The sequence below is a fragment of the Bordetella genomosp. 7 genome, assembly GCF_002261415.1.
Classification (GTDB): domain Bacteria; phylum Pseudomonadota; class Gammaproteobacteria; order Burkholderiales; family Burkholderiaceae_B; genus Bordetella_A.
Map to the genome: position 1 here is coordinate 388,902 of NZ_NEVI01000017.1, position 16,233 is coordinate 405,134.

14 protein-coding genes and 3 tRNA genes are annotated in these 16,233 nt (G+C 66.3%); 14 read left to right on the top strand and 3 right to left on the bottom strand.

Annotated features, from left to right (window positions below):
• The first annotated feature begins 8 nt into the window (after positions 1-8).
• The 12 genes from CAL18_RS13550 to CAL18_RS13605 all read left to right on the top strand — a co-directional run bounded on the left by CAL18_RS13550 (position 9) and on the right by CAL18_RS13605 (position 10,213).
• Complete coding sequence (locus tag CAL18_RS13550) at positions 9-1,040, top strand: PhoH family protein (RefSeq protein ID WP_026639720.1); 1,032 nt, start codon at positions 9-11, stop codon at positions 1,038-1,040.
• Positions 1,030-1,497 (top strand): rRNA maturation RNase YbeY, encoded by a 468-nt coding sequence (gene ybeY / locus CAL18_RS13555; RefSeq protein ID WP_026639721.1) that lies wholly within the window; start codon positions 1,030-1,032, stop codon positions 1,495-1,497. Before CAL18_RS13550 ends, ybeY begins: the two co-directional genes overlap by 11 nt.
• An 80-nt stretch (positions 1,498-1,577) precedes the next feature.
• On the top strand, positions 1,578-2,477 hold the full coding sequence (locus CAL18_RS13560; protein WP_026639722.1) for an HlyC/CorC family transporter: 900 nt from the start codon (positions 1,578-1,580) through the stop codon (positions 2,475-2,477).
• Positions 2,474-4,114 carry an apolipoprotein N-acyltransferase gene (gene lnt, locus CAL18_RS13565; protein WP_094818051.1) on the top strand — a complete coding sequence of 547 codons (1,641 nt, stop codon included), beginning with the start codon at positions 2,474-2,476 and terminating at the stop codon, positions 4,112-4,114. Before CAL18_RS13560 ends, lnt begins: the two co-directional genes overlap by 4 nt.
• 180 nt (positions 4,115-4,294) lie before the next feature.
• Positions 4,295-4,370 (top strand) — tRNA-Ala (locus CAL18_RS13570).
• A 35-nt stretch (positions 4,371-4,405) separates the two neighbouring features.
• Positions 4,406-4,481: transfer RNA gene (locus tag CAL18_RS13575), tRNA-Glu, on the top strand.
• Between the two features lie 28 nt (positions 4,482-4,509).
• Positions 4,510-4,586 (top strand) — tRNA-Asp (locus tag CAL18_RS13580).
• Between the two features lie 256 nt (positions 4,587-4,842).
• Positions 4,843-5,136 (top strand): hypothetical protein, encoded by a 294-nt coding sequence (locus CAL18_RS13585; RefSeq protein ID WP_094818052.1) that lies wholly within the window; start codon positions 4,843-4,845, stop codon positions 5,134-5,136.
• Entirely contained in the window at positions 5,126-5,440 is a 315-nt protein-coding gene (locus CAL18_RS13590; RefSeq protein ID WP_051423762.1) for a hypothetical protein, read from the top strand. The genes CAL18_RS13585 and CAL18_RS13590 overlap by 11 nt, the downstream gene beginning before the upstream one ends.
• Before the next feature lie 7 nt (positions 5,441-5,447).
• A complete protein-coding gene (locus CAL18_RS13595; RefSeq protein WP_038852344.1) occupies positions 5,448-7,067 on the top strand; it encodes a PepSY-associated TM helix domain-containing protein in 1,620 nt (539 codons plus the stop codon).
• Positions 7,064-9,190, top strand: a complete 2,127-nt coding sequence (locus CAL18_RS13600) for a TonB-dependent receptor (RefSeq protein WP_038852345.1) — start codon at positions 7,064-7,066, stop codon at positions 9,188-9,190. The genes CAL18_RS13595 and CAL18_RS13600 overlap by 4 nt, the downstream gene beginning before the upstream one ends.
• 111 nt (positions 9,191-9,301) lie before the next feature.
• Positions 9,302-10,213, top strand: coding sequence for a LysR family transcriptional regulator (locus tag CAL18_RS13605; RefSeq protein ID WP_026639726.1), 912 nt, complete (start codon positions 9,302-9,304; stop codon positions 10,211-10,213).
• 35 nt (positions 10,214-10,248) lie between these two features.
• On the opposite strand, the gene CAL18_RS13610 is transcribed toward CAL18_RS13605, so the two are convergent.
• Genes CAL18_RS13610 through CAL18_RS13620 form a run of 3 tightly spaced genes read right to left on the bottom strand, consistent with a single transcriptional unit; the run spans position 10,249 to position 13,844 of the window.
• Complete coding sequence (locus tag CAL18_RS13610) at positions 10,249-11,223, bottom strand: Bug family tripartite tricarboxylate transporter substrate binding protein (RefSeq protein ID WP_026639727.1); 975 nt, start codon at positions 11,221-11,223, stop codon at positions 10,249-10,251.
• Positions 11,224-11,233: 10 nt separating this feature from the next.
• A complete protein-coding gene (gene betC, locus CAL18_RS13615) occupies positions 11,234-12,811 on the bottom strand; it encodes a choline-sulfatase (RefSeq protein ID WP_094818053.1) in 1,578 nt (525 codons plus the stop codon).
• A 7-nt stretch (positions 12,812-12,818) separates the two neighbouring features.
• Complete coding sequence (locus CAL18_RS13620; RefSeq protein WP_094818054.1) at positions 12,819-13,844, bottom strand: Bug family tripartite tricarboxylate transporter substrate binding protein; 1,026 nt, start codon at positions 13,842-13,844, stop codon at positions 12,819-12,821.
• Between the two features lie 425 nt (positions 13,845-14,269).
• Between CAL18_RS13620 and bioB the strand changes: the two genes are divergently transcribed.
• Complete coding sequence (gene bioB, locus CAL18_RS13625; RefSeq protein WP_094818133.1) at positions 14,270-15,235, top strand: biotin synthase BioB; 966 nt, start codon at positions 14,270-14,272, stop codon at positions 15,233-15,235.
• Complete coding sequence (locus CAL18_RS13630; protein WP_094818055.1) at positions 15,232-16,104, top strand: hypothetical protein; 873 nt, start codon at positions 15,232-15,234, stop codon at positions 16,102-16,104. Before bioB ends, CAL18_RS13630 begins: the two co-directional genes overlap by 4 nt.
• The last annotated feature ends 129 nt before the right edge of the window (positions 16,105-16,233 follow it).

Below are 16,233 nucleotides of genomic sequence, written 5' to 3' on the forward strand. Positions count from 1 at the left end.
GGTTACGCATGGCACCTACTCGCCGCACCCGCCGCACCCTGCCCGCCGTCGTCCACCTCGAGGGCGATAACACCCACCTGGCCAACCTGTGCGGGCCGCTGGACGAAAACCTGCGCCAGCTCGCCGATGGCATGGGCGTCAGCCTGGCGCGGCGCGGCAGCCGGATCACGCTGGAGGGCGAACGCGCCGAGCTGGCCGGCCGCGCCCTGCGCCGCTTCCATGACCAGGCCGTGCACCGCGCCCTGTCGGTCGAAGACATCCAGCTGGGGCTGGTCGAAATGGGCGTGGGCCGCGATGCGCCGCCGGTCGACGCACGCGGTATCGATCCCGCCGCCGTGCCCGACGCCGCGGGCGTCGACGGCGCCGATGGCGACGCCATCGTGCTGCGCACGCGGCGTAGCGACCTGCGTCCGCGTACGCCGCGCCAGCGCGACTACCTCGACAACATTCTCAAGCACGACATCACCTTCGGCATCGGCCCGGCCGGCACCGGCAAAACCTGGCTCGCCGTGGCATGCGCCATCGACGCCATGGAACGCGACTCGGTGCAGCGCCTGGTGCTGACACGTCCGGCGGTCGAAGCCGGCGAACGCCTGGGCTTCCTGCCCGGCGACCTGGCCCAGAAGGTCGACCCCTACCTGCGCCCGCTGTACGACGCCCTGTACGACCTGATGGGCTTCGACAAGGTGCAGCGCCTGTTCGAAAAGCAAACCATCGAGATCGCGCCGCTGGCCTATATGCGCGGGCGCACGCTCAACAATGCGTTCGTCATCCTGGACGAGGCCCAGAACACCACGCCGGAACAGATGAAAATGTTCCTGACCCGCATCGGCTTCGGCAGCAAGGCGGTCATCACGGGCGACCCGTCGCAGGTTGACCTGCCGCGCGGCCAGCAAAGCGGGCTGGCGCACGCCGTGCGCGTGCTCGAAGACGTGCAGGGTATTGCCACCACGCGCTTTACCAGCCGCGATGTCGTGCGCCACCCGCTGGTGGCGCGCATTGTCGATGCATACGATCGTGCGGCCGAGGATGAGTCCTGAACTTTCCCTGTCGGTGCAGTACGGCATCAATGAACCGCGGCTGCCGCGCTGGCGGCTGCGCCGCTGGGCACGCCGGGCGCTGGACGGCGCCGCGGGCGACGGCCTGGCGTGCTTCGAGCGGGCCGAGCTCAGCGTGCGGCTGGTAGGCCAGGCCGAAGGCCGCCGCCTGAACCTGGCCTATCGCGGCCGCGACTACGCCACCAACGTGCTCACCTTCGAGTACGGCACCGACCCTGCCGGCACGGCCCGCGGCGATGTCGTCATCTGCGTGCCCGTCCTGGCGCGCGAGGCCCGCGAACAGGGCAAGCCGCTGCTGCACCACGCCGCCCACCTGACGGTTCATGGCGTGCTGCACGCGCTCGGCTACGACCATATCAAGGCGCGCGATGCTCGCCGCATGGAAACCCTGGAAACCGCCATTCTGGCCGGCATGCGCATCGCCAACCCCTATGCCTGACCGGGCCTGGGGCCGCACCGTAACAATTAGCAGCCGATATTCGGTTATGCTGATCCTTCCGTAACTTGTCCGTCCGGACGATGTCTGACCCTTACCCTAGTACTGACGCGCCCCACGCGCGCGACCAAAAACCCGCCACCAAATCCCTGCTAGACCGCATCCTGGGCCTCGTGCGGCGCGAGCCCGAAGACCGCGAAGGCATCAAGGCCGTCCTCGAAGCCGCCCACGACCGCGACTTGATCGACGTCGAATCGTACGGAATGATCAAAGGCGCGCTCGCCATGTCCGAGCGCACTGTCGCCGACATCATGGTGCCGCGGTCGCGCATGGATCTGCTCGACGTCGCTCAGCCCCTGCCCCAGCAATTGGCCTTCATCATCGAAACCGCTCACTCGCGGTTTCCGGTGTACGAAGACGACCGCGACAACATCATCGGCATCTTGCTGGCCAAAGACCTGCTGCGCGGCATGCTCGAGCCCGGCATCGAGCTGCGTTCGCTGATCCGCCCCGCGGTGTTCATTCCCGAAGCCAAGCGCCTGAACGTGCTGCTGCGCGACTTCCGCGCCAGCCACAATCACCTGGCCATCGTCATTGACGAGCACGGCGGCATTTCGGGCCTGGTCACCATGGAAGACGTGCTAGAGCAGATCGTCGGCGATATCGAAGATGAATTCGACGACGACGACGAGCAAAGCATCTTTCCCGAAGGCGAAAACCAGTGGCGTCTGATGGCCACCACCGAAATCAGCCATTTCAACGAAACGTTCGCCACCGATCTGCCCGATGACGAATACGACAGCGTAGGCGGCTGGCTCGGCGGGCAGCTCGGACGCATTCCGCGCCGCGGCGACAGCGCCGTGCACCGCGACATGCTGATCGAGGTCATCCGCGCCGATGCGCGCCGCGCCCTGTGGCTGCGCGCCAAGCGCACCCAGGCCCCCGCCACGCCCGACGCCGACATGGCCAATACCGGCACATGAGCGCCGGCCGGCACTCGCGCTGGGCCGCACCGGCCCTGGTCGCCGCGGGCGCGGCACACGCACTGACATTCGCGCCGGGGCCCCTGCCCGCGTTTGCGCTGGCATTCGTGCAGATCGTGGCGCTGGCCTGCGTGGCGCATGCCACGCTACAGGCGCCGGGCCTGCGCCAGGCCCTGCTGCGCGGCTGGCTGTTCAGTTTCGCCACCTATTCCCTGGGGCTTTACTGGATCTTCGTCAGCCTGCACCGTTACGGCGGTCTGGCAGCGCCGCTGGCGGTGGCCGGCGTCCTGGCGCTGTCGGCCTTCCTGGCGCTGTTTCCGGCGGTCGCGTGCGTGCTGGCGCGCTGGCTGTGCCCGCCGGCCCAACCGGGCGACCCCGATCCCGCGCCCGCGCGGCGGCTGCTGATCACTGCCATGGGCTGGGCGTCGGCGTGGGGCCTGTTCGAATGGCTGCGCGCCACGGTACTGACCGGATTTCCGTGGCTGAACATCGGCTATGCGCACGTCGACAGCCCCCTGGCCGGATGGGCGCCCCTGCTGGGCGTGCACGGCCTGGCCCTGTTGGCCGCTTTCCTGGCCGCCGCCCTGGCGGGGTTGTGGCAAGTCGTGCGCAGTTCGGGGCACCTGCGCCGCCATGACACCCGGCGCGGCCTGGCCTGCGCGCTGGCCCTGGCGCTGGCCATCGCGGGCTGGCCCCTGGCCGGCATCTCGTGGTCGCAACCCAGCGGCACGCCGCTGCAGGTGCGGCTGGTGCAAGGCAACGTCGAGCAGTCGCAGAAGTTCGACCCCGCGCTGATGGAAACGGGACTGCGGCGCCACCTTGAACTGACGTCCTTGCCCGCGCCGGCTGCCGACCTGATCATCCTGCCGGAAACCGTGCTGCCCGTCTTCCAGGACCAGCTCGATCCGCGCGTCTGGCAAGCCTGGCGCACCGTCGCCGCGCGCAACCAGGCCGTCATCGCCATGGGCGTGCCGCTGCGCGCCGCCGGCGCCGACGGCAAAGTGCATTACACCAACAGCGTCATCGGCTTTGACCGCGATACGCCGCTCGAACAACTGCGTACCGGCACGACCGCGCTGCGCTACGACAAACGACACCTGGTGCCCTGGGGCGAATACGTGCCGCCGGGGTTCCGCTGGTTTGTCGACATGCTGGACATCCCCCTGGGCGACTTCGATCGCGGCGAACGCCGCCAGGCGCCCTTTGCGGTGGGCGGCCAGTACGTGGCCTTCAATATCTGCTACGAAGACCTGTTCGGCATTGAATTGCTGCCCGCCCTGCGGCCCGGCCCGCAGGGCGAGCCGGGCGCCACCATCCTGGCCAACGTCAGCAACCTGGGCTGGTTCGGCAATACCTGGGCGCTGCGCCAGCACTTGCAGATCGGCCGCATGCGCGCGCAGGAAACCGCACGGCCCATGCTGGCCGCCACCAACACCGGCATCACTGCGGCGATCGATGCGCGCGGCCGCGTGGCCGCACAGCTGCCGCCGCACCAGGCGGGCATCATGCCGGTATCCGTACAAGGCATGACGGGGCTGACGCCCTACGCACGCTTTGGCGATACGCCGGTGCTGGCATTGATCGCAGCGGGGCTGATCGCCGCAGCCGCATTGGGGCGGCGCAAAATTCGCGCGTGAAGCATCGGGTTGTGGTCTGCACACACGGCCTTTTTTGCAACGCGTTCACATTTTTCTTGGCCCGACTTGCACACGAAAAAAAACTCGTGCATAATCTCGTTTCTTCGCCAACGGCACTAAACAAAACCGGCAAGAAACGGTGCGAAAACACCGGGGTTTGCAGGTAGTGTTCAGGGATACGGGGGTATAGCTCAGCTGGGAGAGCGCTTGCATGGCATGCAAGAGGTCAGCGGTTCGATCCCGCTTACCTCCACCAGTCGAGGCGAAGTAGCAGTAACGCAGTAAGTCCAAGTCCCCTTCGTCTAGAGGCCTAGGACATCACCCTTTCACGGTGAGTACAGGGGTTCGAATCCCCTAGGGGACGCCAGAATTTCTGGCTAGTAGTAAACCGCTGCGGAGCGGTAGTTCAGTTGGTTAGAATACCGGCCTGTCACGCCGGGGGTCGCGGGTTCGAGTCCCGTCCGCTCCGCCAAAGAATTCAGCAAAAAGGGTTAGCGATCTCGCTAGCCCTTTTTGTTTTTCGTCTTCCGTTCCGGTTCTCGGAATCAGGCCATCTGCCCAGAGCACGTCCTGCGCGCCCCATACAGGCGCGCCCAGCACGCAAGCCCCTTGCCGGCTGTTCACGGCTGTTCACCATGCGGCACTTTCGGCATCAATGCATTGACTCGCGCACCAGCAACCGATAGAGTCCTGCCAAATTTTTAATAAGATTGGTTCTCATATCGATTATGTTTTTTAATTTGCTGGGCCCGGTCAGCCTGCCGGCGCTTGCGCTGGCCTGCGTACTCGCCAATCTGTCAACTGAAAGGGCTGCGCCGCGCATCCCCGCCGCCATAGGATGGCCGTTGACGGCGCTGCTGGTCGTGTGCGCCATCGCCGCACTGTGCCGCGATCTGTCGCTTGCCGTGGCAATATCGGTGGCAGCGCTGTACCTGATGGCCGGAATTGCGGTGGTGTCGGCATTGCTGGGCTATCGCAATCGTTCGCGTCGTCCATCTGCGCGGAATCGCCATGAGTCTTGAGGCGTCTCGCGCCCGCGCGCCGCGCAAGCCGGCGGCGGCATCCGGCATGATGCTGCTGCATCACGGACTGGTGGGCGCCGTGCTGGGGTTTCCCTTGGCGGTTCTGGTCAGCGGATGCCTGAACGCCCTGCTGGGCGATGGGCAAGACCCTGCGCAATATCAGGTTGCCATGTGGAGCGTCGTGCCGGTGTGGGTTGCCGTCATCTCGCTTGCGTTTCTGGCGCGCACCCGCGTGCGTTGCTGGCTGGGCTTGCTGATCGCCAGCGCGGTCGCGGCAGTGATTTTCTACGGCATCATCGGATAAGGCGGACATGGCAGTCAGCGCAGAAATCGTCCGCAAGTTCAAGATCGTGCATACCTGGACAGGCATTCTGTCCAGCATTGTGTTGTTTATCGCGTTCTACGCAGGCGCGCTGGCGATATTCAAGCCCGAGATCGCCATGTGGACGCAGGCCGGGCAGTCGTTGCCGGCGGGCCGCGCCGATATCGACGCGCTGGCAGCGGCATTCGACCGGCAGGCGCCCGGCGCAGGGCAAGTGGTCTTGGCCCTGCCCCATGCCGCCGATCCGGCCGCGCGAATCTATTACACGGCGCAGGGCGAACACCGCCTGGCTTATCTGGATGGCGAGGGCAAGCTTCGGCACATCGACGCGGTGGCGGCAGGCGCCGACCTGCGCAGCGGCCCCACCGTCGGGGATTTCGTCGACGACCTGCACCGCACGGGCGGTCTGCCCACTGACCCTCACACCGCTGAACCCGTGATAGGCATCATTAGCCTGCTCTATGCCGTGGCATTGATATCGGGCGTGGTGGCGCTGCTGCCATCGCTGGTCAAAGACCTTTTTCTGCTGCGCATTTCTCACAACGTGAAGCGCATGTGGCTGGATGCGCACAACATGCTGGGAATCACCAGCCTGCCGTTTCACCTGGTGATGGCGCTGACTGCCGCGGTGTTCGGCTTGCATGGATGGATCTACTCGGCCCAGTCGCACCTGATCTATCCGCCAGGCCAGGACCCCTATGCCGCCGATCTCGCCGCGCCGCCGGATGGCCCCTCGGAGGCCCGGCAAGCCCTGCCTCCCTCCGAGCTGCTTGCCCGCCTGCGGCAAGAGGCGCCGGGCTTCCGCCCCCACGCCCTGATGTATCGCATCGGCGACGCGGGCGTGAAAGAGGCCGGGGTGCGCGTTGCCGGCACCGACGACCGGTACTTTCTGCGCGATGGCCGCGCGGGCTACGCGCTCATCGACCAATACACCGGCGAACTGGGGGCCACGACCTATCTGCCGGGCCGGCAGACCGCTACGGCCGCAACCTTGAGCAGCTTCTTTGCGCTGCACTTCGGCAACTTTGGCGGCCTGCCCGTGCGCATCCTGTATGTGGTGCTCGGCATGCTGGGAGCGCTGGTGTTCTATTCCGGCAATCTGCTGTGGATCGAGGCCCGGCTGAAAAAGCGCCGCCCGGGCCAGCCCCCCGCCGTACAGCCCCGCCATGTCCGCTGGCTGGCTTCGCTTACGGTGGGCGCCTGCCTGGGATGCGTGGCCGGGCTTTCGGCCAGCCTGTCGGCCGGGCGCTGGCTGGCGCTTGCGGCCGATGGCCAGGCCATGGCGGCACGCTATGCCTACTACGCCGTCTTCTGCCTGTATCTTGTGCTGGCCTTCCGCCAGGGCGCGGCGCGGGCTTCTGCCGGCCTGCTATGGGGCGCAGCGGCCCTGAGCGCGCTGGTGCCGGCCTCCAACGCCCTGTGGTTCATCTTCGCCCAGCCGCCAACGGCATACGTGCCGGCGCTGGCATTCGTGGACGCCTTCTTCACCATCGCAGCCGGCCTGCTGGGCTGGCTGGCGGTGCGCGCCCGCGCGCGATACCGGCAAGGGGCGCGCATTTTTCCCGCCCCTGCCGCCGAACCGTCACTACCTTCGACCTGCGAAATATGAAAACAAAAGCTGTGCTCGTGCGCCGCGCGCCGTCTTCACTATGGCTGTGCGCGGCAATGTCCTTGCCCATCATCGCAAGCGCCCAGTCCTCGCCGGCCGTGCTGTCGCCTATCACCGTGCAGGGCCAGGCCGACCCGGAAGCCCTGCCCGCCCCCGCCCCCGGCGGCCAGGTGGCCGCGGGATCCAGGCTGGGCATCCTGGGCAACCGGAGCACGATGGATACGCCTTTCAGCACCACGTCGTATACGTCCCAGCTGATCCAGGAACAGCAGGCGCGGACCGTGGGCGATGTGCTCCTGAGCGACCCATCGGTGCGCACCACGACCAACAACGGACACATGTACGAGCATTTCACCATTCGCGGCATGAACGTGGACGGCGCCGACATGGGCTTTAACGGCCTGTTCGGCGTCATGCCGTTCGCACACGTGCCGGTGGAATTCATCGAGCGCGTGGAAGTGCTGCGCGGCCCGAGCACAACGCTGAACGGCCTGCCGCCGACGTCCAGCCTGGGCGGGACGATCAACCTGGTGCCCAAGCGGGCGGGCCGCGAGCCCATCACCGAGCTCACGACGTCGTATATCACCAAGGGATACGGCCAGGCGCATGTCGACATCGGGCGCCGCTTCGGCGACGAGCAGCGCCTGGGCATACGGTTCAACGCCGTATACGGCAATGGCGAGACCGGCGTGTCGGGACAGCGCAAAGGCCGCGAGCTGGGCGCGTTGGGTCTGGACTACGCCGGCGAGCGCTGGCGCCTGTCCGTCGACGCCTACAGCAGCCGCGACGATATCCACAACGGCAGCCCCGCCATGTACCAGATGAGCCGGCTGGGCAAGCTGGTGACGCCCCCGAATAACTCGTCCAACCTGTTCCTTGGCACCAGCGGCGTGCAACGCGATCATGGCTTCGCCCTGCGCGGCGAAGTCGACATCACCGATGCGATCTCGGCATATGCCGCATTCGGCGGGTCGAACTCGCGCGGCCGCGGCCTGATGTTCGGCACCCGCACGGTGGTAACCGGGGAAGACGGATCGGCGCTCGGATACGTGTACAACGTCGACAGCATCGAACAGGCGCGCGTGGGCGAAATCGGCCTGCGCGGCAACTTCAACACCGGCGGCATTTCACATGCTGTGACGTTGGCGGGCAACCTCGGGAGCTACGAGCAGGATATCTATAACCGCCCCAATGCAGGATACCCGCAGAACATCTACGACCCCATCCAGCCGGACTTTCCCGACAGCCCGGATCACAAGGACGGTGCTGGCTACGACAACCTGGTGAGTTCGCTGGCGCTGGCCGACACACTGGGCTTTGGCAATGACAAAGTGCTGTTGACCCTGGGCGCGCGCTACCAGCGGGTACGACAATCGCGCGACACGGATTACGACGAGTCGCGCGTGGCGCCCATGGCGGCCATCGTGGTCAAGCCATGGGGCGAAGACACGATGTTCTACGCCAATTACGCCGAGGGCCTGCAGCCCGGCGAGACGGTGGGCTTCGGATATTTGAACGAAGGAGAAACGTTCAAGCCCACCCGATCGACACAGGCGGAATTCGGCATCAAGCTGCGCCGTGGCGATATCACGCATACCTTCAGCGCCTTCCAGGTCGAAAAGAACTTTGTCGGCGCAATCTATGAAGACGCCGGCGACCGGCTCGCCATGGGCAAACAACGCAACCAGGGCCTGGAGTGGATGTTCAACGGCCGGCTGACTCGCACGCTGACCGTGCTGGGCGGCGTGTCTTACCTGCGTTCCGAACAACGGTCCGATCTGGACGGCGGCAAGAAGGGCAACGAGGTGTACGGGTCGCCCAACTGGCTGGCCAACCTGGGGCTGGAATGGGCGACTCCCGTGCAGGGCCTCAGCCTGAACGGCCGGGTCATCTACACCGGCCCGCAATGGCTGGACTCGACCAACAATGTGCGCATGCCGTCATGGACGCGTGTGGACGTGGGGGCCAAGTACGCCACCCGGATCGCCAGCACGCCCGTGACGTTCTACGCCAACGTGGACAACCTGTTCGACCGCGACTACTGGCAAGGCACCTTCGCCGACGGCTTCGCCCTGCTGTCGCCGCCGCGCACGCTGCGCCTGGGCGCAAAGATCTCGTTCTGACGCGGGGCCCGGGCCGGATATCGCCGCGCATGGGCAATACACCTGATGGGCCCGCCGGGCGCGACTTGCTACGATGCAGGCTCCCGCCTTGCGCCCGCCGGCCCGTCCTCCATGGAACTACGCCAACTTCGCTACTTTGTCGAAACGGCCCACCGCCGCAGCATCACCCGGGCGGCGGCGGCCCTGCACATCGTGCAACCCGCCCTTACCGCCCAGATCAAGGCCCTGGAAGACGAGCTGGGTACGCAACTGCTGGAACGGTCGCCGCGCGGCGTACGCCTTACGCCCAGCGGCGAGGCTGTTCTGCGCGATGCGACTGCCATTCTCAAAGCGGTGGAAGACCTCAAGCGCCGCCACGCGCGGGCTGCGCAGCCGGGGCGTACCGTAAGAATCGGCATACCCAATGGCATGACGCGCACCTTCGCCGGGCAGCTCATTGAACGCGCGCGGCAAGAATGTACGTTCGGCGTCGAGCTGGTAGAGGGCATGTCGGGACATTTGCTCGAATGGCTGAAATCCGGCCGGCTCGACATCAGCGTGCTGTTTGCCATCCAGCCCTTGCGCCAGCTGGACACCATGACATTGGCCGTGGATACGATCGATCTGGTCGGCCCGCCCGGCGCGCTGGATCCGCAACGCCCCATAGCGTTTCGCGACCTGGCGCGGTATTCCCTGATACTGCCCAGCGCCAGGCATGGCCTGACCCGCCTGATTCACGCGCATGCCCGCGACGCGGGCGTCGAATTGCAGCAGCATGCCACGCTGGATTCGATCGCCGAAATCAAGCACCTGGTATCGCAGGGCGTAGGCTACACGCTGCTGGCGCCGATGGTGTATCAGCCGGAGATGGAACAGGGCTTGGTGTCGGCGGCCCCGCTCTGCAATCCGGCTTTCCACCGCGAACTGGTCACGGCCATCCGCCGCTCGCACGAGCCGCACGCGGATGTCGCGCAAGTACGGGTATTGATGCACGAGATCTGCGCGGGCCGCCCGGATGCGGCGGCGGAACCGGCACGCCCCTGACGCGCCGGCACGGCAAGTCAAACCCTTGCGGGGCGCTACGCCAGCGTCACCCCCGCGCGACGGACCGTGCCCTGCCAGAGTTCGGCCTCGGCCACCAGGCGCCGCTGGAACGGCTCGCGGCCCTGCGCGACCACCATCAGGCCCATGGCTTCCAGGCGACTGGCGACCTCGGCATCGCGCGCGGCGTCCAGGATGGCCGCCTCCAGCGTGGCAATGCGCGAAGGTTCGACGCCGCTGTGGGCCACCACCCCTATCCATCCCATGCCGGCAAGCTTGCTCAAGCCCAGCTCGGTCATGCTGGGCACATCGGGCAGCAACGGCGACCGATGCTCGCCCAGCGTCGCCAACGCGCGCACCCTGCCGGCGCGCACCGACGCCACTTGCGCATAGAGATTGTCCATGGCCGCATCGACGCGGCCGCTGACCAGGTCGGGCATGAGCGCGGCGCTGCCCTTGTATGGCACCGGCACCACGCGCAAGTTCATTTCCTGGCCGATCAACAGGCTGACCAGGTGAGGCACCGTGCCGATGCCGGGCGAGGCAATGGTGATGGTGTCGGGACGCGTCTGCGCCGCTTCGAACAATTGCTGCGGCGTGCGATAGGGCGATTCTGCAGGTACGACCAGCACGTTGGGGTTCAGCGCAATCAGGGCCACGGCCTGCATATCGCGCAAAGGCTGGTAGCTGAGTTCCGGATACAACGCAGGGTTGACCACCAGCGGCGGCACGGCAAGCAGTAACGTATGGCCATCCGGCGCTGCCTTGATCGCGGCCTCGGTGCCGATGTTGGTAGCGCCCCCGGGCCGGTTGACGATCACCACGGGTTGGCCCAGGCGTCCGCTCATCGGCCCGGCTATCGCGCGCGCCACGGAATCGGTGGCGCCTCCGGGCGGATACGGCACAATCCATTGCAGCGGCCGGTCGGGAAACTGCGCGGCGCGCGCCGGCATGCCCAGGCCCATACAGGCGGCGCCGGCCAACGCGCCCTGCAGCAAAGTGCGTCGCTTCATGGTGTTCTCCTTATTCCGTGCGCGCGCTGCGCGGATGCTGTGCGGGTACGGGCTCCACGGGCGGGTACCGCAACTTGCCCTTGACCACGGAAGGGCTGGACTGCGCGCCCGCCCGCACATACTGGCGCGTTGCATCGGTGAACGGCTGGAAGTCCCACGCCGGAAAATCACCCTGCAGCCGGCTCTGCTGTATCAGCCGGCGGCGCGCCTGGCTCTGGAGGATCTGCTGATGAAGGCGCGCCGCGTCCCATTTGCGCTGCGCCAGCTCGTGCAGGCGCTGTTCGATCTCGCGCACGTCGGGCGTGCCGGCCAGGTTGTGCAGCTCGTGCGGATCCTGCTGCAAGTGATACAGCTGCGGGGGGTCCGCCTCGGCCACGATCAGCTTCCACCACCCCTCGCGCACCATCAGGCAGGGCGCGTGTGCGCCTTCGCCGTTCATCTCGCCATACACCAGGCCGGCCGGATCCGACTGCGACGATCCCAGGCCGTCTGCGAGAGACCGGCCGTCCAGGGAATGGACCGCGTCATCGGGGACTTGCACGCCTGCCAGGGCCAGGATGGTGGGGAATATATCGACCAGCGAGACCAGGTCGTGGCGCACGGCCGGCTGGTCTCGCCCGGGCGCCGAAATCAGCAACGGGATGCGCACGGCGGGGTCGAAATGCACCCACTTGTACCAGAGGCCGCGTTCGCCCAGCATGTCGCCATGGTCGGATGTGAACACCACGACAGTGGAGTCGTCCAGGTCCATGGCGTGCAAGGCATCCAGCAGCCTGCCAACCTGCGCATCGACGTAGCTGACCATCGCGTAATAGGCATGGCGCGCCGCGTGCACATGCTCGTCGCTCACCGGGTATTCGTCCTGGCGGAACATGTACCACAGGCGCTGGCTGTGGGGGTCCTGCCGGTCAAAAGGGATGGGCGCGACGGCGGGCATGTCGATGTCCGCTGGCAGGTACAGGTCCAGGAATTCGCGCGTGGAAACGTACGGGTTGTGGGGATGCGTCATGGACACGGCCAGGAAGAACGGCCGGTCGCGATGCAGGCGACCCAGGTCATAGATCTTCTGCACGCCGCGATTGACGACGTCGTCGTCGTAGTCGATCTGCATGCTGCGCCGGCATTCACCTGCCTCGATCACACTGCGCATGTTCATGCCCGTGGGGGCGATGGGAATTTCTTCGCGCCAGTCGGGCGTCCAGCCGAAATCCGACGGGTATATGTCTGTGGTCAGCCGTTCCTGGAAACCGTGATGCTGGTCGGGCCCCACGAAATGCATCTTGCCCGACAGAATGGTCGAGTATCCGGCCAATGCCAGATGATGCAGGAATGTCGGCACCTCGGCAGAAAACTCCGACGCGTTGTCGTACACCCCTACCGAGCTTGGCAGGCGGCCCGTCAGCATCGCCACACGCGACGGCGCGCACAACGGAAAATTGCAGTAGGTATTGGCAAAGCGCGTCGACCGCGCAGCCAGGCGGTCCAGGTTCGGCGTGCGGCATACCCCGTTGCCATACATGCGCAACGCAAATGCCGTCAGCTGGTCGGCCATGAGAAACAGGAAATTCGGACGGGTAATCGAGGACATCGGGCTCTCAAGTCGGTGAAGAAGGTTGCATGGCGCCCAGCAAGGTCGACCATTGCGCGGCTTCGCGAGCGATGCGCGCGCGCACCTGGTCGGCGTCCGCGTAGTACGGGTCGATACCTACGGATTGAAGCCGTTCGACGACGCCGGGCTCGCGCAATGCCGTCGACAGGTTGGCCGACAGCTGGTCCGCTACCGCCGGGGCGATTTTTTCGGGCGCCATCACGGCCAGCCACGATGCGCCGGAGAATCCGGCCAGCCCCTGCTCCGACAGGGGCTGCAGATCGGGCAACAATGCCTGCGGACGCGTGGACGTCAGTCCCAGCGCCCGCAATGAGCCCGCACGGATGTGCGGCAACACGCCAGGGATCAGGGCGACGATGCAGTCGATATTGCCTGCGAGCAGATCCTGCACAGCCGGGCTCAAGCCCTTGTACGGGACGTGTGTGAGCTTTACTCCGAAATCGCGCTTGAGCTGCTCGGCGTACAGGTGACCCGCCGTGGCGTTGCCGCCCGAGCCGGCGGTCAGTTCGTGCCGGCGGCCATAGTCCAGGAAGTCGGCCGCCGTCTTGATCGGCGACCGGGCACTGACCACCAGCACGCTGGACAGCTCGCCCACCATGCCTATGGGCGATAGCGCGGGCGCGCGCTGGCCGGGTCGCTGGCGATAAAAAAACGGGTTGACCGTCAGAATGGAGTCCAACGCCAGCAGCAGCGTGTACCCGTCCGGCTGGCTGCGCGCCACCTCTTCCGCGCCGATATTCCCCCCAGCCCCGGCCTTGTTCATCACGATGACGGTCTGCCCCAAATGACGCGCAAGCGGCTCGCTGAGGGCGCGGCCCGCAATGTCGACCGGGCCGCCGGGCACGAAGGGAACCACCATGCTCAATTGCCGTTGCGGATACGCGCTTGCCCGCGCCGCGCCGGCCAGCGGCAGCATGGCCAGCAGCGAGGCGCCCCGCAGCCACGTCCGCCGCCCGCCATCGCGCAGGCCATGGCGCGCCCTGGATGCTGCATCGTCAATGCCGTTTGTCATCCTCGTCTCCCTCATTGTTCTCGTTGTGCAAGGTGCCGCAATGCATCGTAAGCGCGTACGCCTGGGCGTCGGTAATAGGAAAGGCTGAGCCCAGCGATCAGAAAAAATGATGGCTCCGGTGGCGAGGCGCCATGCCCTAGCCCGCTGGTTTCAATTGGATACAAAAAAGACGACGTTCTCCGCCCGGCAAGATAACAACCGGTTGGCAGCGCGGCATGCGCAAAATCCCCTAAAAAGCGCTATTTCCGCATAACAACAGCCAAAACGACGCCATTGTTCGATATTGCCTTCAGCTGCCGCAGCTTCTTACGATCCGCCGCTTCTGACCCGCTTTGCTATCCGCCGCGAGGGGCCACCGGAGAAATGCCATGCACATATCGACTTTTGACGCGTCCGCAATCGGACGGCCCGCTGCCCGCCTGCCCATGCGTTGGGCGCCCGAGCAGGTTCTGGCGCTGTATGAACTGCCCTTCGCCGATCTGTTGTTTCGCGCCCAGCAGGTGCACCGCGAACATTTCGACGCCAACGCCATCCAGCTGTCCAGCCTGCTGTCGATCAAAACCGGGGGGTGTCCGGAAGACTGCGCCTACTGCCCGCAGTCGGCCCATTTCGACACGGGCGTGGCCGCAGGCAAACTGATGCCGCGCGACGAAGTCGTGCGGGCCGCGCGCGCTGCGCAGGCCGTCGGTGCGCAACGGTTCTGCATGGGTGCGGCGTGGCGCAGCCCCAAGCCTCACCATCTGGAAGAGGTTGCGGAAATGGTGCGCGCCGTGAAGGCGCTGGGGCTGGAAACATGCGTGACCCTGGGGATGCTGCAAAAAGGCCAGGCCGAACAGCTCAGGCAGGCCGGGCTGGACTACTACAACCACAACCTGGACACCTCGCCAGAGTTCTACGGCAGCATCATCTCTACCCGCACATATCAAGACCGGCTGGACACTCTGGAGCACGTGCGCGGCGCCGGCCTGAAAGTCTGCTGTGGCGGCATCGTGGGCATGGGAGAGTCGCGCGTCGAACGCGCCGGGCTGATTGCGCAACTGGCCAGCCTGGATCCCTATCCGGAGTCGGTGCCCATCAATAACCTGGTGCAAGTGGCAGGCACGCCATTGGAAGGCACGCCGACGCTGGACCCGTTCGAGTTCGTGCGGACGATTGCCGTCGCGCGCATCACCATGCCGCGTGCGCGCGTGCGGCTTTCCGCCGGCCGCGAATCGATGAGCGAAGCGCTGCAGGCGTTGTGTTTCCTGGCCGGGGCGAACTCGCTGTTCTATGGCGAACAGCTCCTGACCACAGGCAATCCTCAGGTCCAGGCCGATCAGCGCCTGCTCGAGCGGCTCGGCATGGCGCCCGATGGCGGCACGCCGGCCGCGGCTACCGGGGAACGCACATGAGTCCCCTCGCGCCCGGATTGCTGTTCTTGCTGGCCAGCGTGTCGTTCAGTGTCACCGTGGCGGTGCTCTTGAAGCTGGCGCGCCGGTACGCCATCGATGTGCGGCAAGCTATCGCCGCCAACTACGCGGTGACCGCGGCGCTGAGCTGGCTGGTCTTGCGTCCGACCGGGGCGCAGCTGGAATCGGCCGGCGCTTCATGGTTGCTGCTGCTGGCCCTGGGCGTGCTGCTGCCCTGCGGATTCATGGCAATGGCCCAATCGGTACGCTACGCGGGCATCGTGCGCAGCGACGCGGCGCAACGGCTGTCGCTGTTCTTGCCGTTGCTCGCGGCCTTTCTGCTGTTTGGCGAATCGGTCACCGCGCGCAAGGCGGCGGCCATCGCCCTGGCTTTCACGGCCTTGTTCTGCGTGCTGCGCCGGCGTGCGGCCGGCTCGCAAGCCGACGCGCCGGCGCAGGCTGGCGCGTGGGTGTGGCCGCTGGGCGTGTGGCTGGCCTACGGCACGGTCGATATCCTGTTCAAGCAGATGGCGCGCGCCGGCGCGGCTTTTTCCGGCGCCCTGCTGATTGCTTTCCTGCTGGCCGGATGCTGCATGACGGGCTACCTGCTGCTGCGCCGTATCGCCTGGCAGCCGCGCCACCTGCTCGCCGGCGTGGCGCTGGGCGCGGCGAACTTCGGCAATATCGTCACCTACATCCGCGCGCACCAGGAACTGCCCCATCATCCCGCGCTGGTGTTCTCGGCCATGAACATGGGGGTGATTGCGCTGGGCACCGTAGTGGGCGCGCTGGCGTTTCGCGAACCCTTGAGCCGGCTGAATATGCTGGGGCTGGCGCTGGCGGCGGCGGCCATCATGCTGATGATGCCGTGAGGCGCAGGCGCCCAGGCGGAATTGTTAGGCAAGGCCCACGCTGCCCGTCGGCGCGCGCTGCGACTGCGGGAACTGTGGGAGGGTGTCTGACACCCTTCGGGAGTCAGACACCGGGGCTGTGCTGGTGCG